15 protein-coding genes and 1 pseudogene are annotated in these 18,824 nt (G+C 53.6%); 6 read left to right on the top strand and 10 right to left on the bottom strand.

Features of this window, described 5'->3' with window-relative positions:
• Nucleotides 1-108: 108 nt before the first annotated feature.
• From ABIE29_RS18245 to rpmH, 10 genes and pseudogenes are all read right to left on the bottom strand, one after another.
• Nucleotides 109-1,161 (bottom strand): hypothetical protein, encoded by a 1,053-nt coding sequence (locus ABIE29_RS18245; protein WP_429620057.1) that lies wholly within the window; start codon nucleotides 1,159-1,161, stop codon nucleotides 109-111.
• 92 nt (nucleotides 1,162-1,253) lie between these two features.
• Nucleotides 1,254-1,820 carry an NADPH-dependent FMN reductase gene (locus ABIE29_RS18250; protein WP_429620058.1) on the bottom strand — a complete coding sequence of 189 codons (567 nt, stop codon included), beginning with the start codon at nucleotides 1,818-1,820 and terminating at the stop codon, nucleotides 1,254-1,256.
• A 188-nt stretch (nucleotides 1,821-2,008) separates the two neighbouring features.
• Complete coding sequence (locus ABIE29_RS18255) at nucleotides 2,009-2,728, bottom strand: 4'-phosphopantetheinyl transferase family protein (RefSeq protein ID WP_429620059.1); 720 nt, start codon at nucleotides 2,726-2,728, stop codon at nucleotides 2,009-2,011.
• 306 nt (nucleotides 2,729-3,034) lie between these two features.
• The gene (locus ABIE29_RS18260) at nucleotides 3,035-5,602 is read right to left on the bottom strand and encodes a putative mucin/carbohydrate-binding domain-containing protein (RefSeq protein ID WP_429620060.1); all 2,568 of its coding nucleotides are present in this window, start codon (nucleotides 5,600-5,602) and stop codon (nucleotides 3,035-3,037) included.
• Between the two features lie 233 nt (nucleotides 5,603-5,835).
• Nucleotides 5,836-5,913, bottom strand: a pseudogene (locus tag ABIE29_RS18265) (hypothetical protein); the annotation flags it as partial.
• A 125-nt stretch (nucleotides 5,914-6,038) separates the two neighbouring features.
• Nucleotides 6,039-7,403, bottom strand: a complete 1,365-nt coding sequence (mnmE, locus tag ABIE29_RS18270) for a tRNA uridine-5-carboxymethylaminomethyl(34) synthesis GTPase MnmE (protein ID WP_429620061.1) — start codon at nucleotides 7,401-7,403, stop codon at nucleotides 6,039-6,041.
• 113 nt (nucleotides 7,404-7,516) lie between these two features.
• Nucleotides 7,517-9,157 (bottom strand): membrane protein insertase YidC, encoded by a 1,641-nt coding sequence (gene yidC / locus ABIE29_RS18275; RefSeq protein ID WP_429620063.1) that lies wholly within the window; start codon nucleotides 9,155-9,157, stop codon nucleotides 7,517-7,519.
• A 2-nt stretch (nucleotides 9,158-9,159) separates the two neighbouring features.
• Complete coding sequence (gene yidD / locus ABIE29_RS18280; RefSeq protein WP_025120915.1) at nucleotides 9,160-9,417, bottom strand: membrane protein insertion efficiency factor YidD; 258 nt, start codon at nucleotides 9,415-9,417, stop codon at nucleotides 9,160-9,162.
• Entirely contained in the window at nucleotides 9,381-9,740 is a 360-nt protein-coding gene (rnpA, locus tag ABIE29_RS18285; protein ID WP_025123954.1) for a ribonuclease P protein component, read from the bottom strand. Before rnpA ends, yidD begins: the two co-directional genes overlap by 37 nt.
• 18 nt (nucleotides 9,741-9,758) lie before the next feature.
• On the bottom strand, nucleotides 9,759-9,899 hold the full coding sequence (rpmH, locus tag ABIE29_RS18290) for a 50S ribosomal protein L34 (protein WP_004093983.1): 141 nt from the start codon (nucleotides 9,897-9,899) through the stop codon (nucleotides 9,759-9,761).
• A gap of 685 nt (nucleotides 9,900-10,584) precedes the next feature.
• Here rpmH and dnaA point away from each other — a divergent pair.
• The 6 genes from dnaA to ABIE29_RS18320 all read left to right on the top strand — a co-directional run bounded on the left by dnaA (nucleotide 10,585) and on the right by ABIE29_RS18320 (nucleotide 18,804).
• Nucleotides 10,585-11,979, top strand: coding sequence for a chromosomal replication initiator protein DnaA (gene dnaA / locus ABIE29_RS18295; RefSeq protein WP_429620067.1), 1,395 nt, complete (start codon nucleotides 10,585-10,587; stop codon nucleotides 11,977-11,979).
• A gap of 5 nt (nucleotides 11,980-11,984) precedes the next feature.
• Complete coding sequence (dnaN, locus tag ABIE29_RS18300; RefSeq protein ID WP_021181393.1) at nucleotides 11,985-13,085, top strand: DNA polymerase III subunit beta; 1,101 nt, start codon at nucleotides 11,985-11,987, stop codon at nucleotides 13,083-13,085.
• A gap of 155 nt (nucleotides 13,086-13,240) precedes the next feature.
• The gene (recF, locus tag ABIE29_RS18305; protein WP_021181392.1) at nucleotides 13,241-14,326 is read left to right on the top strand and encodes a DNA replication/repair protein RecF; all 1,086 of its coding nucleotides are present in this window, start codon (nucleotides 13,241-13,243) and stop codon (nucleotides 14,324-14,326) included.
• A gap of 18 nt (nucleotides 14,327-14,344) precedes the next feature.
• Nucleotides 14,345-16,759 (top strand): DNA topoisomerase (ATP-hydrolyzing) subunit B, encoded by a 2,415-nt coding sequence (gene gyrB / locus ABIE29_RS18310; RefSeq protein WP_429620070.1) that lies wholly within the window; start codon nucleotides 14,345-14,347, stop codon nucleotides 16,757-16,759.
• A gap of 125 nt (nucleotides 16,760-16,884) precedes the next feature.
• Nucleotides 16,885-17,700: a sugar-phosphatase gene (yidA, locus tag ABIE29_RS18315; protein WP_429620073.1), complete on the top strand. Its 816-nt coding sequence runs from the start codon at nucleotides 16,885-16,887 to the stop codon at nucleotides 17,698-17,700.
• Between the two features lie 363 nt (nucleotides 17,701-18,063).
• Nucleotides 18,064-18,804, top strand: a complete 741-nt coding sequence (locus ABIE29_RS18320) for an acid phosphatase (protein WP_429620075.1) — start codon at nucleotides 18,064-18,066, stop codon at nucleotides 18,802-18,804.
• Nucleotides 18,805-18,824: the final 20 nt, after the last annotated feature.

An 18,824-nucleotide genomic window follows, 5' to 3' on the forward strand; every position in this document is an offset into this window, starting at 1 on the left:
ATGACCAACCGCAACTGGCTTACTCTGTCGTGGCGGTGGTTAAACGGGCGCACATGTGCACAGCCAGTATGTCATCAATCTGAAAGGGGCCGACGCCCCTTTTTTATCTCAAGCGCCCGGTGAGGCATCCTGTTCTCTACCCATTACCCAGCGTAGCGGCCGGTTATAACGCTGCTGCCAGCCACCTATCCTATCTTCCCCCTCGGCAAAATTGGCGATCTCGACCTGATTATTGCCTCTGAACAAGTCAGCAAAGTTAAGAGCCAGCGCTCGATCGCTGAAATTTTGCCGATCGTAATAGGCAATCATGATGCGTTTGTTTTCTGCCAGTGAATGCTTCGCCGGGGAGAGGCGGCCCGTTGGGGCAATCAGCAGCGCGCCGGAATAAAACTGCGGGTAATTGGCCATCAGGTTAGCCGCGTGTAGCGCCCCCTGACCACGGGCGGTCAGGTAAACCTGCTGGAGATTAAGATTCAGCTTGGGGGCCAGGTTTTGTAGCGTGCGTTGAATAGCGTTCTGGGTGCTGGTAGAGCTGTAGTTAGACCAGCGAAAGCTCCCTTCCGCCAGCATCTGCGTGCCGTTTATCTCAATATAGGCCACTCCGGCCTCGGCAAACAGCAACCGATCTTCTGGGATGATAGTGGCGGCTTTCCCGTAGGGGTGGAGGTAGACGATGGTTGGCCAGCCTCCGGGCGGTGGCTCGCCATTCGGCACGGCATAGTGGGGTTTACCTTCAAACTTTGCGGCGTGTTGCTGATAGCGCGCCTTGGTGGTTGCCAGAATTGAACGGTAGGTGTCACTTTGCTGAATGCTGCTGAACGAGTCGTCTTCCAGCAGATTGTAGTAATACCACAACCCTCGCTTGGCGCTAAGTTGCAGATAACGTTCGGCTAGCTCGGTCTGGCCCTGTTCGGCCGAGGAGGCAGCCAGTTGAAAGGGGGCCCAGATATTACGGGCATCTTCACGCATCAGCGTCAGATATAACGACGTGGCGCCGGCTTTTTTATCTTCCTGATTGTAGGCTGAGCGGGGCAATGGCTTACTCAGCGGGCTATGGATAGGCAGTTCTAACGGCTCTTCTCCCTCGGGATAGAGCTTGGGTGCAGCAAACAATGGACCAGTAGCAAAAGCCAAAAATAGAGCTAAAATAAAAAAAGGCATGGTTTTATGACTTTGTTTTTCAATAATATTAATGAGAAAACTAGTAAAAAAGGCGCCTTCGATTGTGTTATCTCTGGACGCCACTTGGCAGCTTATTTTACACGGCGGATATAGTCGCTGAATGCGGACAGCTGGCCGGTCAGGAAATCCCGCGTGCCTTGGTCCACCAGTTCACCCGCTTGCTCATCAACCTTATTCTGTATCACTCCCCCCATAAACTCAGGTTTGTTGATCACCATGGCATCCAGGAACACCAGGATCTGCCGCAGGTGATATTGGCAACGCGCGCCGCCAATCGGCCCCATTGAGCTGGTCTGGATCGCCACCGGTTTGCCGGCCAGCGGTTGGTTAGGCAAACGGGACAGCCAGTCGATGGCATTTTTCAAGCCGCCTGGCACAGAGTAGTTGTATTCTGGCGTTACGATGATCACGCCGTCAGCCTGGCGAATTTGTTCGGCAATGGCTTCTACCGTGGCCGGGAAACCCTCTTCTTGCTGGAGGTCTGCGTCGTACAGTGGGATATCGCGGATAGAGGGAAGGGCTTCGATAGTGACACCCTGAGGAGCTAACTGAGGTAAAGCGCGTGCGACTGTGGCGTTATAAGAGCCTTTTCGTAGGCTCCCCAGTAGCGTGACGATCTTTAGTGCTTGCTCTGACATTTTGATTCTCCCTTTTCTGATGAACAGACTCAGCTTAGAACAACCAGCAGATAATAGGGCAAATTGGGGAAATATCCTAGTTATGGGCTAAGTCTTTATCTGTTTTTACAATTCAAAGCAGTAAATCATGCGTTAAGAAAAGTTTTGTTTTGAATGTTCCCCCGAAGGCAGACGTTAAATCGGTGCTTTCAACGTGTAACAGAGGCGAGGCTGGTCAATTTCAAAAAATGCGTGGAGGGAGATGGGTTACGTGATGAAATTTCGGCGCATTTCTGTAAGCCCTGGTTATCGTCATATTGCCAGCAAATCAGCCGATCCAAGCCAGGTTGGTGGGCGCAGGCCCAGCTGAGGTATTCACCGGCGTCACTCATGACGTGCACGTTGGGCAGAGTGTTGCAGCGTAGCTGGCCGGAAAAAGGGTGTAAATTCAGCAAACCCTGGCCGCTGTTACCCAGGCCGGCCAGTTTCAGCACGCATTGGCGGATGCTCCACAGCTGGGTTTCGGCTTCCAGCCGGTCGTGCTGCGCCGCAATCCACGCGTTCTCCGTGGTGCTGGAGTATTGATGCAGCAGGTTGTGGCTTCGTGCGCGCATCACTTCGATATCCAAACCCACCTTGCCTTCCAGGCTCAACAGTACGCCGATAGTATTCCCTGCATAGGCGAGGCTGAAATCAGGCAGGTTATGATCGGCAAAGCAAGGGCGCCCGGTCGGTGCGGTGGCTATTGGGGGGAGTACGGGGATGCCATACAGATAAAACATCATTTCGGCCAGCAGGATGCGGCCCTGCAAAAAACGCCGACGGCGCTTGGCGGAAAAGCCGGCTGTTCTTTCAATCAGGTCGTTTGTTAGCCGGTGGGTCTCTAAACGCTCTGTAACCGTATCCCATCGAATAAAATGACAAGCCATTGTTCACTCCATGACCGAGGCTTATGAAAAACTGGAATGTTAGAGTAAGCATTACGTTAAGATTTTTCATTAAGAATTTGCATGATTTTTTTCTTAATTATTCTTCTGTTGAATGAAAAAACAGCGAAGTGGCAGGAGTGCTGCGCCGTATCTGGAACTTAGTGGCCAAAGCTCACCGGGGGGAGTGCGGTCAATGGTGCCGCCTATCCGTTGGAGTGAAGGTGAACGTGGGCACAGCTTCAACAGTCTGAGGTCGTCTGCTTGAGGGGAAGGTGCGGCAACATTTGCCACCGCACAATCTACTGATTAATCAGCAATTCGCTCCAGTCCCACGGCCGTAATACGGTAAGTCTGCTGCTTGCCCTTTTCGGCCAACCTCACCTCTCGCATATCGTTAGTGATGATTAAACGGTTGTTCGGTTCTTCGTGATGCAAACGGATCACCTCACCACCATAGCCGGATAGAGGCAACTCAACCGAACGCTTCTGCTGCGTCTGGCTGCCGATCACCTTATCGTGATACAGACGATTACCGTCCGCATCTTCATAAACGAGGGAAGCGTAAACGCCGGGGAAATAATGGTGCGCAATTCCGGCTGCTATCTTTACCGTCAGCGTTTTTTTCACCAGGTTGAGGGTACCCGTCAGGAACTGACGATCGCTGATCCCTCTGCAGGCCAAAGTGAACACATTGCCAGTGTTGTCGCTCGGAGGGGTATTGTCAGTGGGAATGCAGTCCTTATAGCTTGCCAGTAGTTGCTCACGCAGTGGGCTGCCGAAGGTATTGATCGCCAGGTAAATGTCGTCTTTGAAAGGCGAGAACGCGGCATGATAGGCCTGAGGATAGCCACGCAAATGCGCCGCCGCACTCTCTAGCCGCACCAACAATGCCTGTTCAGGATCGCCCTGCAAGGCAGCATTTTTCAACCCGCGATTATCGATCGTCAATACGTTGGTTTTGTTTTTGTTATCAATTATCCCTGAATAGGCAGGGTTCACTCGTACGCGCCCCGGTTCCTCATGATAGATCTCAATCTGGTCGCCCACACCGAATGCCAGTTCATCATGGCTGAGACTCGCATTAGTGCCGTGAATATCCTTGCTGAAGGTGAGTTTCCCTTGCGGATCGCGCATGATAACCTTGGCGTAGGTCACTCCCGGGAAATACGAATGCGGCGTAGTGGTGGTGACGTCAATCACCAGTTTGCCCTGAGCGCGATCAACCAACAGCGTGGCGAAAATATCGTCTCCTAGACCCAGCAGATTGATTTCCTGCGAGACGATCGGGGAAGAGACTTTTTTGACAAAGTTAATCTCCGCCGCACTATCCCCCTGCTTCACCACCAGATAGCCCGCCGTAGGCTGGTACTTGTAGTCTTTACCGGTAGGTAAACGCAGACTGTACACACCAATCGGCAGTGCACTCAACTCCATAGTAGGGCTATTGATGCGCGTTTTATATGCGTAGCGCGCCCCCTCCATCAGGATCAGATCTTCACCGTAGATCTGCGCAAAGTCATCGATGTTAAAACGCAGACTGACGTTGCCTTTCAAGCCGGTGGCTTTCAGCTGAGTTGCATCAACCAGCCGGAGGGGGGAGTCCAGCTTCAGCTGGGTTTTCACCGCTTCCAGTTGCGGTGCATTGACCAATTGATACAGCGGGTATACAGCCTTGGCATTGCTGAACACGTTGCGATTGCGCTGTGTTTGGGTCACATGGCCGCCGGCCAGTTGGATGAAAGGCGTAACGTCCACCTGTTCGCCGGCCGCCGCAAAGCTTTCAGACAGCATATCCAGTAGTGCGTGTTCGGAAGGAATAAATCCCGGCGTATTACAGTTTTTACGGTACTGCTGATTGAAATGTGTGAAGGCGTTTTTGCCCGCCTTGTCCACCATCAATACGGCGAAGTACAGCTTTGAGCGCAAGTCCCACTGGTTAAGCGGCGTAGCCTTGGTGAGCAGATCGACGATTTTATTCTCGACTTTCGCCATATTGCCGTAGTCATACAGCCAGCCTTCTTTGTATTTGCGATCACCCAGCATCACGTCCTGGTAGCAGGCTGCGTAAATGTTGTTCCACATCTCTCCGGCGGAGAAATATTTATCCCCCATAAAGTGCCCTTGATAGCCGTGAGCAATTTCATGCAGGCTGCCCCAATTGTTGTCTTGCGGCGTCAGCCAGAAGCTGTTGATCGAGCTGCTGGTTTCCGCCGTCCACCAGGCACCATAATAAGCAGCTCCGGCGCCATTTTTATCAGCCTTCATAAAGTAGCGGTTTTTAATATTGCGATCTGAATCGCGCTCTGGCTCAAATGAAATACCTGCCAGCGCATTATAGAAGGTAAAAATTCGATCGTAATAGGCGATCAGCCCATCAATATTTTTGGCCTCCCCAAGCGCCTTTAGCGTTTTTTTACTGATTTTTGGTACCAGCAGAGTCGCGTATTCAGATTCAATAAAACCGAATTCTGCGTCTTGATTATCCCAACGGCTGAAAAACGCCACTTCGTTCTCACCTTTGCGGTATACAGGCAAGGTTTTCGCCGTGTTCGGATACTCAAACTCCACCACAGGCGTACCATCCACGTACGGTGTATCGATAAATGGAACCGATGCAGCACTGAGGCTGGCCTCAACCCAGGTGCTGCCGATAAGGTATTCTGCCTCTGTTTTGCGATCGTCATTTAGCAGGCGCATGGTGAGTTTTTGATTGAACGCTGCATTGGTCTGGCGAATTCTTACCGCTTGTCCGGCAGCGAGAATAATACCCAGATGTTGGCGGTCGTGGTTGATACCTTTGCTCATCCCGGCAGCATCCAACCATACAGGTCTTGACAAAGTATAAATCGATTTAGATTTGGTAATATTTGGCATCTTATATTTCTCAAGGTTATGTTGTCATCGTTAACAACCTTTAAGAAATTAACTCACTGCTCGCCACCTTGGATAACTTATGCCGGTTGTTGATAAGTGATACAACAAATAGCATGCTTATTATTTATGGGGGGTGCACATGAAAATATGTAATATCTTAATTAACTCTTAGTTGGAGATTACAGGCCATTTATCGGCCAGGAGTCGGGTGAGTGAAAAATGGGATGAACGCCTGCGGTGAGCAACAAAGGCATAAAGCCGAACAGCGCTAATTGATGCACCAGCGGTGCCAGCAGGTTACTGCAAAAGGGTTGTCTCAGCCAGCTTGCTCCCGTTGAGCGTTGTTGCGGCCTGTGATGCGTTAAGAATAAAACCCCGCATTAACCGTGTGTTAGCGCGGGGTCCAGGACACTTATCGGTTTGTTTGAACGCTGGGTTATTTGCCAATACAGAAACTGGAGAAGATGCGCCCGAGCAGGTCATCGGAGGTAAACTCCCCGGTGATTTCGCTCAAGGCCTGCTGGGCCAATCGTAGTTCTTCGGCCAGCAGCTCTCCTGCGTAAGCGCTCACTAACTGTTCTTTGCCCTGCACCAGATGCTGTGCCGCCTGCTCCAGTGCCTGCAAGTGACGGCGACGGGCCAGGAAGCCGCCTTCCATATTGCTGGTGAAGCCCATGCTCTGCTTCAGATGGTCGCGCAGCAGGTCGATCCCCTCACCGGTACGTGCCGATAGACGAATAAGTGAGTGGCCATTTACTTCGCTCAGGCCCAATGCTTCGCCGGTAATGTCAGCCTTGTTGCGTACCACGGTGATCGGCAGGGAGCTTGGCAACCGTGCCATAAATTCCGGCCAGATCTCGGCGGGTTCGGTGGCGGCGGTGGTGGTGCCATCCACCATAAACAGCACGCGATCCGCCTGTTCGATCTCGTTCCAGGCACGTTCGATGCCGATACGCTCTACTTCGTCGCTGGCTTCCCGCAGCCCGGCGGTATCGATAATGTGTAGTGGCATGCCATCAATATGAATATGTTCGCGCAGCACATCGCGCGTGGTGCCTGCAATGTCGGTGACAATGGCCGCTTCGCGTCCTGCCAGCTCATTGAGCAGGCTGGATTTCCCGGCGTTGGGTCGCCCGGCGATCACCACCTTCATCCCTTCACGCAGCAGGCTGCCCTGGCGTGCCTCGGCCCGCACGCCGTCCAGATCGGCCATCACGCCGTTCAGCTGGGCTTCGATTTTGCCGTCCGAAAGGAAGTCGATCTCCTCATCCGGGAAGTCGATCGCCGCTTCTACATAGATGCGCAGGTGAGTGAGCGCTTCCACAAGCTGATGGATACGGAGGGAAAAAGCGCCCTGCAGCGAGTTCATGGCTGAACGGGCGGCCTGTTCGGAGCTGGCGTCGATCAGATCGGCAATGGCTTCGGCCTGGGCCAAATCCAGCTTGTCATTGAGGAAAGCGCGCTCCGAAAACTCCCCTGGGCGGGCAATCCGCACGTCTGGCAGCGCCAGCACGCGTTTGAGAAGCAGATCGAGGATCACCGGCCCACCGTGGCCCTGTAGTTCCAGCACGTCCTCACCGGTAAAGGAATTGGGGCCGGGGAACCACAGTGCGATCCCCTGATCCAGCGTGCAGCCTTCGGCATCACGAAACGGCAGATAATCGGCATAACGCGGCTTAGGCAGTTTACCGAGTACCGCCAGGGCGACGTCCTTGGCTCCGCGGCCTGAAATGCGCAGGATGCCGACACCGCCGCGTCCGGGCGGAGTAGCAAGAGCAGCGATGGTATCGGTGGTATTCATAGCGGTTTATCTCTCCGACAATATGCAAAAAGGCGGTCTAATGACCGCCTCTACTGGCAACGTGTTTGGTGTCGTAGGGGCATAAGCCCCTACGGGTGTTGCCTAAAACAAGACTAGACTTTCTTCTTGTCGCGGCTGTGCAGACCACGCTTTTCCAGCCCGCGGTAAATCAGCTGCTGTTGGACGATAGTCACCAGGTTACTGACGATATAGTACAGCACCAGACCAGACGGGAACCACAGGAAGAACACTGTGAAGATCACCGGCATAAAGGTCATGATTTTCTGCTGCATCGGGTCAGTCACGGTGGTTGGTGACATCTTCTGGATGAAGTACATGGTTACACCCATCAGCACTGGCAGGATGTAGTACGGGTCTTGCGCCGACAGGTCATGGATCCACCAGATGAACGGCGCATGACGCAGCTCAACCGAGCCCATCAGCATGTAGTACAAGGCCAGGAAGATAGGCATCTGGATAATCAGCGGCAAGCAACCCCCTAACGGGTTCACTTTCTCAGCTTTGTACAGCGCCATCATTTCCTGGCTCATACGCTGCTTGTCATCACCGATACGTTCACGCATCGCCTGCAGTTTTGGCTGCAGCATGCGCATTTTGGCCATCGAGGTGTACTGCGCTTTGGTCAGCGGGTACATGATGCCGCGCACGATGAAGGTGATGATGATGATCGAGAAGCCCCAGTTGCCGATGAAACTGTGAATGAACTTCAGCAGTTTGAACAGCGGTTGGGAGATGAACCACAGCCAGCCGTAATCGACGGTCAGATCCAGATGCGGTGCCAGTTGGGCCATCTGATCTTGCAGCTCCGGGCCGACCCACAGGGTGGCATTCAGCTGCTTCTCGGCGCCTGGCTGTACAATCACTGGCTCAGCTTTAAAGCCGATGGCAGACAGGTTGGTACCTGGCTTGGCGGTATAGAAGGTGTTGTTGCCCTGAGTCTGCGGCACCCACGCGGTAGCGAAGTACTGTTGCAACATGGCAACCCAGCCGCCTTGGGTGGTGACGTTCAGATTCTCGTCCTTGTCGAACGCATACTTTTGGTATTTGTCTTCGCTGGAAGAGTAAGCCGCACCACGGAAGGTGTGTAGTGCAAAGTTGTTGCTGCCGGTATCACGATGCTTAGGCAATTCGGTGGTCTGCTTCAACTGGCCAAACAGGGTCAGTTCCAGCGGAGTCGCGCTTTTGTTGACGATGGAGTAGTCCACGCCAACGGCATAATGGTTACGCTTGAGCACAAAGGTCTTGGTGAAGACCGAACCGTCTTTGCCGGTAAAGGTCAGCGGAATACGCAGTTCATCCTGGCCATCAGCCAGCGTGAAGCTATCCTGTGCTGCCTCAAACAGAGGACGCTCGCCGTTTGCCGGATTATCCGGGCCGTCTCTGCCGGTCAGGCCGCTTTGTGCCTGGTAGACGAATGACGGGGTGGATTCCAGCAGCGTAAATGGAGTCGATGAACCTAGGGTATCCGGGTAGGTCAACAGTTTAGCCTGCTCGATATCGCCACCACGGGTATTAATGGTCAGCGACAGCACGTCAGTGTTAACGGTGATCAGTTTACCCTGGCCACTGCCTGGTACAGCTGAGCTTGCGGCATCACCGGTTGCTGGGTTCGCAGTCTGTTGCGTGGTCTGGGTGGCTGCTGGTTGCGGAGCGTTGTCCACTTGCCAGGCCTGCCAGATCATGAAAGACACGAACAGCAAAGCGATGAGGAGAAGATTGCGTTGCGAATCCATCGTTAGTGTTCTCTGTTATCGTCGGTTTTCGGCGGCACGGGATCATCGCCACCTGGGTTCAAAGGGTGGCATTTTAATACGCGTTTCAATGTCAACCAACTGCCTTTTAACATGCCAAACCTGCGTAATGCCTCAATTGCGTAATGAGAACATGTCGGCTGGAAGCGACAACGTGGCCCAAGCAGCGGGCTGAGCACGAGCTGATACGCCCGAACCAGCCCGATCAGGATGCGGGAGCCTGGCGACAGTGGCGACGCCATAATTTTTCCAAAGCTTCCGTCAGTGCACGATTATCCAAATCCGCTATCCCTTTTTTGGCCACCACCACAAAATCCATCGCCGGTAGCTCGTGCTGAAGTAAACGGAAGCTTTCGCGGGTGAGGCGTTTGATCCGGTTGCGTTCATGCGCGCGTTTGACGTGTTTTTTGGCGACGGTAAGACCGATGCGGGGATGCCCCAGCTGGTTCAGGCGGCCGAGGATGGTGATTTGCGGCGTGCCAGCCCGTTGTGGCTGCTGGAAGACGAAAGTGAAATGAGTGGGAGTTAACAAACGTAACTCCCTAGGAAAAGCGAGCTTAACCACTCAGCGGGTTAGCTTTTATTACTTAGAAACAGTCAGACGAGTACGGCCTTTCGCACGACGGCGGGCCAGAACTTGACGACCATTCTTGGTGGCCATACGAGCACGGAAACCGTGGCTACGGTTACGCTTCAGTACGGACGGTTGGAAAGTGCGTTTCATAGCGATTTCTACCTAAACTTAAATGAAATACTGATAAGTCAAATGCGTTTGGCTACTCGGCGTGAAGATGACCGACGCCTCAATCGCAATACATAAAGAGGCGGGATTGTAATAATTGTACAGTCCTGAGTCAATTCACATCGCGCTAGCCTACCTGGTTGTCTGCCAATTCGGAGTAAAATCCGGTGTTGGCCCGTGGTCACCGCAGAATCCTGTCTGGCTAAATGACTCACCATTCAAGGAACCAGGTATCACACGTGGGCGAAGATTATACGGACTCAGGGGTAAATCACAAGGATCTCCGTACGATCCTGCGAGTTTTCTGCAAGGATCCTCGTGGATAACCAGGTATAACCTGTGAAAGGCGCTAAAACCCGACCCTACAGGCTCAGATCTCATCGGTATCGATCCTGGATTGGTTAAAAACTGGCCACTCCTCGCGGGCTGTGGATAAAATGGATCTAATCTGTGATGAAGGGGAGGATCTCTTGCGCAGATTGCGCTATGATCCGTCATTCCGATCGCGATCCCAAATCAGGATCGTTAAAGGGCATAAGCCGTGAAAGGCGGTTCGCATACCCTACAGGTTTTTCAGCCAATACCGGGCGTGTGTCAAAAATCATGAGTTATAAAAAAGTAGCCTGATTCTTTTCTTTTTATTGATCTTGTTCGAGTGGAGTCCGCCGTGTCACTTTCGCTTTGGCAGCAGTGTCTTGCCCGATTGCAGGATGAGTTACCTGCCACAGAATTTAGTATGTGGATACGCCCATTGCAGGCGGAACTGAGTGACAATACCCTGGCGCTGTATGCGCCCAATCGTTTTGTGCTGGATTGGGTTCGCGATAAGTACTTAAACAATATCAATGGCCTGTTGAATGATTTCTGCGGTACGGATGCGCCGCTGTTGCGTTTTGAGGTGGGCAGCAAGCCACTGACACAAACCCTCAGCCAGCCCGTGATGGCCAGCGTCAACAGCGCTCCGGTAGCCCCGGTGGTGCGCACGGCTGCACCGTCCCGCCCAAGCTGGGACAACGCGGCACCGCCGCCTGAGCTTTCCTATCGTTCCAACGTCAACCCCAAGCACACCTTCGATAACTTCGTTGAGGGTAAGTCTAACCAGCTGGCTCGTGCTGCGGCGCGGCAGGTGGCAGACAATCCGGGGGGCGCTTATAACCCACTGTTCCTGTATGGCGGTACCGGCCTGGGTAAAACGCACCTGTTGCATGCGGTAGGCAACGGCATCATAGCGCGTAAGGCCAATGCCAAAGTGGTCTATATGCACTCGGAACGCTTTGTGCAGGACATGGTCAAGGCACTGCAAAATAACGCCATTGAAGAATTCAAACGCTACTACCGCTCGGTGGATGCGTTGCTGATCGATGATATTCAATTCTTTGCCAACAAAGAGCGTTCACAGGAAGAGTTCTTCCATACCTTTAACGCCCTGTTGGAAGGTAATCAACAGATCATCCTGACCTCGGACCGCTATCCAAAAGAGATCAACGGGGTGGAAGATCGTTTGAAATCCCGCTTCGGCTGGGGCCTGACGGTGGCGATCGAGCCGCCGGAGCTGGAAACCCGCGTGGCGATCCTGATGAAAAAGGCCGATGAGAACGATATCCGTCTGCCAGGCGAAGTGGCGTTCTTTATCGCCAAACGCCTGCGTTCCAACGTGCGTGAGCTCGAAGGGGCGCTGAACCGGGTGATCGCCAACGCCAACTTTACTGGCCGTGCCATCACTATCGATTTCGTGCGTGAAGCGCTGCGGGATCTGCTGGCGTTGCAGGAAAAGCTGGTCACCATCGACAATATCCAGAAGACGGTGGCCGAGTACTACAAAATCAAAATCGCGGACCTGCTGTCTAAACGGCGTTCGCGCTCGGTTGCCCGCCCGCGCCAGATGGCGATGGCATTGGCAAAAGAGCTCACCAACCACAGCCTGCCAGAAATCGGCGATGCGTTTGGTGGCCGCGATCATACTACGGTGTTGCACGCCTGCCGGAAGATCGAGCAGCTGCGTGAGGAAAGTCACGACATCAAAGAAGATTTCTCCAATTTAATCAGAACATTGTCGTCATAGCCCATATGAAATTTATCGTTGAACGTGAGCATCTGCTAAAACCGCTGCAACAGGTGAGCAGCCCACTGGGTGGCCGCCCGACGCTGCCAATTCTGGGTAACCTGCTGCTGCAGGTGACGGAAGGTTCCCTGTTGCTGACAGGTACCGATCTGGAGATGGAGATGGTGGCCCGTGTTGCCCTGTCTCAGCCCCATGAAGCGGGCGCGACGACCGTCCCCGCGCGTAAATTCTTTGATATCTGCCGTGGCCTGCCGGAAGGGGCGGAGATTACGGTGATCCTCGAAGGCGACCGTATGCTGGTACGTTCTGGTCGCAGCCGTTTCTCGCTGTCCACGCTGCCGGCGATAGACTTCCCGAACCTGGATGATTGGCAGAGCGAGGTGGAGTTCACCTTGCCACAGGCGACGTTAAAGCGCCTGATAGAGGCCACCCAGTTTTCGATGGCTCATCAGGATGTGCGCTATTACCTGAACGGTATGCTGTTTGAAACCGAAGGGGAAGAGCTGCGCACCGTGGCTACCGATGGCCACCGCCTGGCGGTGTGTTCGATGCCGATTGGCCAGCAGTTGCCTACGCATTCGGTGATCGTGCCGCGTAAAGGGGTGATGGAACTGGTTCGCTTGTTGGACGGTGGTGATACGCCGCTACGGGTGCAGATTGGCAGCAATAACATCCGCGCTCACGTCGGTGACTTTATCTTCACTTCCAAGCTGGTTGATGGCCGTTTCCCTGATTATCGCCGCGTATTGCCGAAGAACCCGGACAAAACGCTGGAAGCGGGCTGCGATCTGCTCAAGCAGGCGTTTGCTCGTGCAGCCATTCTGTCGAACGAAAAGTTCCGTGGCGTGCGCCTGTACGTCAGCCAGAACCAGCTCAAGATTACTGCCAACAACCCGGAACAGGAAGAGGCGGAAGAGATCCTCGATGTCAGCTATGATGGCACCGAGATGGAAATTGGTTTCAACGTCAGCTATGTGCTGGACGTGCTGAACGCGCTCAAGTGTGAAGATGTGCGCCTGCTGCTGACCGATTCCGTCTCCAGCGTGCAGATCGAGGACGGCGCCAGTAAGTCCGCCGCCTACGTCGTCATGCCAATGCGACTGTAGAAATTATCGGGCTATCTTACTTGCCCCTTTGCGATTGGGCAGTGCTCGCAATCCTCACGTACTTTAAGTACGCTGCGGTTGCTGTGCGCTGGCCGCACGCAAATGACCTGCGACGATAACGCCCTGGATTGTTAGATGATTAAGACAACTACAGTATGGCTCTGACACGCTTACTGATTAAAGATTTCCGCAATATCGAAGCTGCCGATCTGGCACCTGCGCCGGGGTTTAACTTCCTGGTGGGGGCCAACGGCAGTGGCAAGACCAGCGTGCTGGAGGCGGTTTATACCCTTGGTCATGGGCGCGCGTTTCGCAGCCTGCAGGCTGGGCGAGTGATCCGCCACGATCAGCCGGAGTTTGTGTTGCATGGCCGGATCGAGGGCAGCGGACGCGAATTATCGGTAGGACTGAGTAAAAGCCGCCAGGGTGACAGCAAAGTGCGTATCGATGGCAGCGATGGCCATAAGGTGGCAGAGCTGGCACAGCTACTGCCCATGCAGTTGATCACTCCCGAAGGTTTTACCCTGCTTAATGGTGGGCCGAAGTATCGGCGTGCTTTCCTGGACTGGGGCTGTTTTCACAACGAACCCGGTTTTTTCACCGCCTGGAGTAACCTGAAAAGGTTACTGAAGCAGCGCAATGCCGCGCTGCGCCAGGTCAATCGCTATGCGCAGATCCGCGCCTGGGATCAGGAACTGATCCCGTTGGCCGAGCGTATCAGTGAGTGGCGGGCAGCTTACAGCGACGCAATTGCCGCGGATATCACCGCGACCTGCGCGCAGTTTTTGCCCGAATTTGCCCTGAGTTTCTCTTTCCAGCGTGGCTGGGACAAAGAGAGCGACTACGGAGAGCTGCTGGAGCGCCAGTTTGAGCGCGACAGGGCGTTAACCTATACCGCGGTGGGGCCGCATAAAGCGGATTTCCGCATTCGTGCCGAAGGCACGCCGGTAGAGGATTTGTTATCGCGCGGTCAGCTTAAGCTGCTGATGTGCGCATTGCGCTTGGCGCAGGGTGAGTTTCTCACCCGCCAGAGCGGGCGGCGTTGCCTGTATCTGATTGATGATTTTGCCTCCGAGCTGGACACCGGCCGTCGCCGGTTGCTGGCCGATCGCCTGAAAGCCACCCAGGCTCAGGTTTTTGTCAGTGCGGTAAGCGCTGAACAGGTAACCGACATGATGGGTGAAAAGGGCAAGATGTTCCGCGTGGAACAAGGTAAAATAGAGGTTCAACCACAGGACTAAAATGAGCGAGAAACGTTGATGTCGAATTCTTATGACTCCTCAAGTATCAAGGTATTAAAAGGGCTGGATGCGGTACGTAAGCGTCCGGGCATGTATATCGGTGATACTGATGACGGCACCGGTCTGCACCACATGGTATTCGAGGTCGTGGACAACGCTATCGACGAAGCACTCGCTGGCCACTGTAGCGACATTCAGGTGACGATCCACGCCGACAACTCCGTCTCGGTGCAGGATGATGGCCGTGGTATCCCAACCGGTATCCACGAAGAGGAAGGGGTGTCTGCGGCACAGGTCATCATGACCGTACTGCACGCCGGCGGTAAGTTCGACGATAACTCCTATAAGGTTTCCGGCGGTCTGCACGGCGTAGGCGTTTCGGTTGTTAACGCCCTGTCAGAAAAGCTGGAGCTGGTGATCCGCCGCGAAGGCAAGGTCCATGAGCAAACCTACAAGCATGGCGAACCACAGGCTCCGCTGAAAGTCGTCGGTGAAACCGACCAGACCGGTACCACCCTGCGTTTCTGGCCGAGCTTCCAGACCTTTACCAATAACACCGAGTTTGAGTACGACATTCTGGCCAAGCGCCTGCGTGAACTGTCGTTCCTTAACTCGGGCGTTTCGATTCGTCTGAAAGACAAGCGCAACGACAGAGAAGACCACTTCCATTACGAAGGCGGTATCAAGGCGTTTGTTGAATATCTGAACAAGAACAAAACCCCGATCCACCCAACGGTGTTCTACTTTTCAACCGTGAAAGACGATATCGGTGTGGAAGTGGCGCTGCAGTGGAACGATGGTTTCCAGGAAAACATCTACTGCTTCACCAACAACATCCCGCAGCGTGATGGGGGGACTCACCTGGCCGGTTTCCGTGCCGCGATGACCCGTACCCTGAACACCTACATGGATAAAGAAGGTTACAGCAAAAAGTCCAAGATCAGCGCTACCGGCGACGATGCGCGTGAAGGTCTGATTGCCGTGGTTTCGGTGAAAGTGCCCGATCCTAAATTCTCTTCCCAGACCAAAGACAAGCTGGTGTCTTCGGAAGTGAAAACGGCGGTCGAATCGCTGATGAACGAGAAGCTGGTGGATTACCTGATGGAAAACCCAGCGGACGCCAAGATCGTGGTCGGTAAAATCATCGATGCGGCCCGTGCTCGTGAAGCGGCGCGTAAAGCGCGTGAAATGACCCGCCGTAAAGGCGCGCTGGATTTGGCTGGCCTGCCAGGCAAACTGGCGGACTGCCAGGAACGTGACCCGGCGTTGTCCGAACTCTACCTGGTGGAAGGGGACTCCGCGGGCGGCTCAGCCAAGCAGGGCCGTAACCGTAAGAACCAGGCGATCTTGCCGCTGAAAGGGAAAATCCTCAACGTTGAGAAAGCCCGCTTCGACAAGATGCTGTCCTCACAGGAAGTTGCCACGCTGATCACCGCGCTGGGCTGCGGCATTGGCCGTGACGAATACAACCCGGACAAACTGCGTTATCACAGCATCATTATCATGACCGATGCCGACGTCGACGGCTCGCACATCCGTACGCTGCTGTTGACCTTCTTCTATCGTCAGATGCCGGAAATCATCGAGCGTGGCCATGTGTATATTGCCCAGCCGCCGCTGTACAAGGTGAAGAAAGGCAAGCAGGAGCAGTACATCAAAGACGACGAAGCGATGGATCAGTATCAGATCTCCATCGCCCTCGACGGTGCGACCCTGCACACCAACGGTTCTGCACCAGCCTTGGCGGGTGAGCCGTTAGAGAAGCTGGTGGCCGAGCATTACGCCGTACAGAAACAGATTGGCCGGATGGAACGCCGCTACCCGCGTGCGTTGCTGAACAACCTGATCTACCAGCCAACCTTGAACGAAGGCGATCTGGGCGACCGTGCCAAGGTGGAAAGCTGGATCGAATCGCTGGTGAAATTGCTCAACGATAACGAGCAGCACGGTAGCAGCTACAGCTCTGTGCTGGTTGAAAACCGTGAGCGCCAGATGTTCGAACCGGTGCTGCGTATCCGTACACATGGTGTAGATACTGACTACCCGCTGGACTTTGAGTTTATCCGCGGTGGTGAATACCGCAGGCTCTGCGCGCTGGGTGAAAAACTGCGCGGCCTGCTGGAAGAAGATGCCTATATCGAACGTGGCGAACGTCGCCAGCCGGTAGACAGCTTCGAACAGGCGTTGGAGTGGCTGGTGAAAGAGTCGCGCCGTGGCCTGTCGATCCAGCGCTATAAAGGGCTGGGCGAAATGAACCCGGAGCAACTGTGGGAAACTACCATGGATCCCGATCAGCGGCGTATGCTGCGCGTAGCGGTGAAAGACGCTATTGCGGCAGACCAGCTGTTCACCACCCTGATGGGCGATGCGGTTGAACCACGCCGTGCCTTTATCGAAGAAAACGCCCTGAAAGCGGCGAATATCGATATCTGACGCTTTATTGGGTGATTAACAATCCGCGCCGGTTCGCCCGCGCGGATTTTTTTATGCCGTTTTTAGCACTAACATGGCAAGCTGAAACGCGTTAGCATGAGAAAAAACCACTGGGAGACGCTCGAATGGCTATTGAACTGATTGCAATTGATATGGACGGCACGCTGCTCAATCCGCAGCACCAGATTACGCCAGCGGTAAAGCAGGCGCTGACCGCCGCGCGCGCTAAAGGCGTGCATGTGGTGCTGGCTACCGGGCGGCCTTATGTTGGCGTGCAGGACTATCTGCGTCAGTTGGATATTCAGGGCGAGGGCGACTTCTGTATCACCTATAACGGTGCCTTGGTGTTGAAAGCGGTGGATGGGGCCTGCGTACTGCAAGAAACGCTCGGTTTTGACGATTATCTCTATTTTGAGCAGTTGGCACGGGAGTGTGGTGTACATTACCAAGCGTTTGATTTCGATACCCTCTACACGCCGAATAAAGACATTGGCAAATATACCGTCCATGAATCGCAAATGACCGGTATCCCGCTGAAATACCGCAGCGTGGAAGAGATGGATCGCACCATGCGCTTCCCGAAAGTAATGATGATTGATGAGCCAGAATTGCTGGATCGCGCTATTGCTCGCTTACCGGCAGAGGCTTGGGATCGCTACACCATAATGAAAAGCGCCCCTTACTTCCTGGAGATCCTGCATAAGAATGTTGATAAGGGCGCGGGCGTCAGAATGCTGGCCGAACATTTGGGTCTCAAGCAGGAAAACGTGATGGCGTTAGGCGATCAGGCTAATGATATTGCGATGATCGAGTATGCCGGACTGGGCGTGGCGATGGGCAATGCGATTCCAGAATTAAAGGAAATTGCCCAGCACGTGACCGGCACCAATACCGAAGACGGCGTCGCGCTGGCGATCGAGAAGTGGGTGTTGAACGTTTAGTGCTTGCCGGCCCCCTTCCCTGGGGGCTAAGGAAACTAACGGCGTTAACTAAGTTGCTGGCGCATAAATAGCGGCGTTTATTAACGCCCTTATGGCTGGCCGACGGCCTGCAGATACTTTTTCTGTACCGAAATAACTAACTCTTTTCTGGAAGACTATTTTTATTGAAATGGTATGTCCGGGAATATAATCATTTTCGTTAATTAATCAAATTAAATAAAACGGTATAAATAAAGTTTATTTTTGCGATCTGTATTTTTTTATTGTATTTCAAATGGCGTTGTGGTTATTTAATATTCCACATGTATTTTTGGGTTATTCACGATATTGTAAAACAGCTAATAACGATTGTTAGGAGATAACATGAAAAAAACGCTAATTTCATTATTGGGTTATATCGCATTAACGCAATTATCCTTTGCTGCCAGAGACGTGACGACGACACCGGATTTCTACTTTCTTAAGGAAGCGCAGTCTATAGATAGCCTCTCTTTATTGCCACCACCACCAGCCGTTGACAGCATCGACTTTCTCAATGACAAGGCTCAGTATGACCTCGGTAAGTTGCTGAGGAGTACGCCAAGAGGCAAGCAAGCTTATAACGATGCGCAGATTTACGGCGATGGCATACCACTGGCATTTTTCAGTGCCTTCGGTATGGAAATAACACAGAAGAAAACGCCAGAGTTATATCGCCTGGTAACGAAAATGCGTGAGGATACCGGTGATTTGGCGACCCGCAGCGCCAAGGATCATTATATGCGGACCCGGCCCTTTGCTTTTTATCATCAGGCGACCTGCCGCCCGGAAGAAGAAAGTGTGCTATCAACCAATGGCTCCTACCCTTCTGGCCATACGAGTATCGGTTGGGCTACCGCACTCGTGCTGGCGGAGATCAATCCTGCTCGCCAGGGGGCGATCCTCAAGCGGGGTTATGAGATGGGGCAAAGCCGCGTGATCTGCGGCTATCATTGGCAGAGTGATGTTACCGCCGGGCGCCTGGTAGGGGCCGCCATTGTGGCACGTTTACACGCCGAGCCAGCGTTTGTCGACCAGTTACAAAAAGCCAAGGCTGAATATCTGCGATTAGCAAAAGCGCCTTAAACCAGGGGGATAGAAAACCA

Origin of the sequence: Serratia sp. 2723 (assembly GCF_050434425.1) — a bacterium.
Taxonomy (GTDB): domain Bacteria; phylum Pseudomonadota; class Gammaproteobacteria; order Enterobacterales; family Enterobacteriaceae; genus Chania.

What these genes read in the sequence shown, in the direction of transcription:
- ABIE29_RS18245 (WP_429620057.1), bottom strand. Translation starts at nt 1,161, where the DNA reads ATGCCTTTTTTTATTTTAGCTCTATTTTTGGCTTTTGCTACTGGTCCA.
- ABIE29_RS18250 (WP_429620058.1), bottom strand. Translation starts at nt 1,820, where the DNA reads ATGTCAGAGCAAGCACTAAAGATCGTCACGCTACTGGGGAGCCTACGA.
- ABIE29_RS18255 (WP_429620059.1), bottom strand. Translation starts at nt 2,728, where the DNA reads ATGGCTTGTCATTTTATTCGATGGGATACGGTTACAGAGCGTTTAGAG.
- ABIE29_RS18260 (WP_429620060.1), bottom strand. Translation starts at nt 5,602, where the DNA reads ATGCCAAATATTACCAAATCTAAATCGATTTATACTTTGTCAAGACCT.
- mnmE (WP_429620061.1), bottom strand. Translation starts at nt 7,403, where the DNA reads ATGAATACCACCGATACCATCGCTGCTCTTGCTACTCCGCCCGGACGC.
- yidC (WP_429620063.1), bottom strand. Translation starts at nt 9,157, where the DNA reads ATGGATTCGCAACGCAATCTTCTCCTCATCGCTTTGCTGTTCGTGTCT.
- yidD (WP_025120915.1), bottom strand. Translation starts at nt 9,417, where the DNA reads ATGGCGTCGCCACTGTCGCCAGGCTCCCGCATCCTGATCGGGCTGGTT.
- rpmH (WP_004093983.1), bottom strand. Translation starts at nt 9,899, where the DNA reads ATGAAACGCACTTTCCAACCGTCCGTACTGAAGCGTAACCGTAGCCAC.
- dnaN (WP_021181393.1), top strand. Translation starts at nt 11,985, where the DNA reads ATGAAATTTATCGTTGAACGTGAGCATCTGCTAAAACCGCTGCAACAG.
- recF (WP_021181392.1), top strand. Translation starts at nt 13,241, where the DNA reads ATGGCTCTGACACGCTTACTGATTAAAGATTTCCGCAATATCGAAGCT.
- gyrB (WP_429620070.1), top strand. Translation starts at nt 14,345, where the DNA reads ATGTCGAATTCTTATGACTCCTCAAGTATCAAGGTATTAAAAGGGCTG.
- yidA (WP_429620073.1), top strand. Translation starts at nt 16,885, where the DNA reads ATGGCTATTGAACTGATTGCAATTGATATGGACGGCACGCTGCTCAAT.
- ABIE29_RS18320 (WP_429620075.1), top strand. Translation starts at nt 18,064, where the DNA reads ATGAAAAAAACGCTAATTTCATTATTGGGTTATATCGCATTAACGCAA.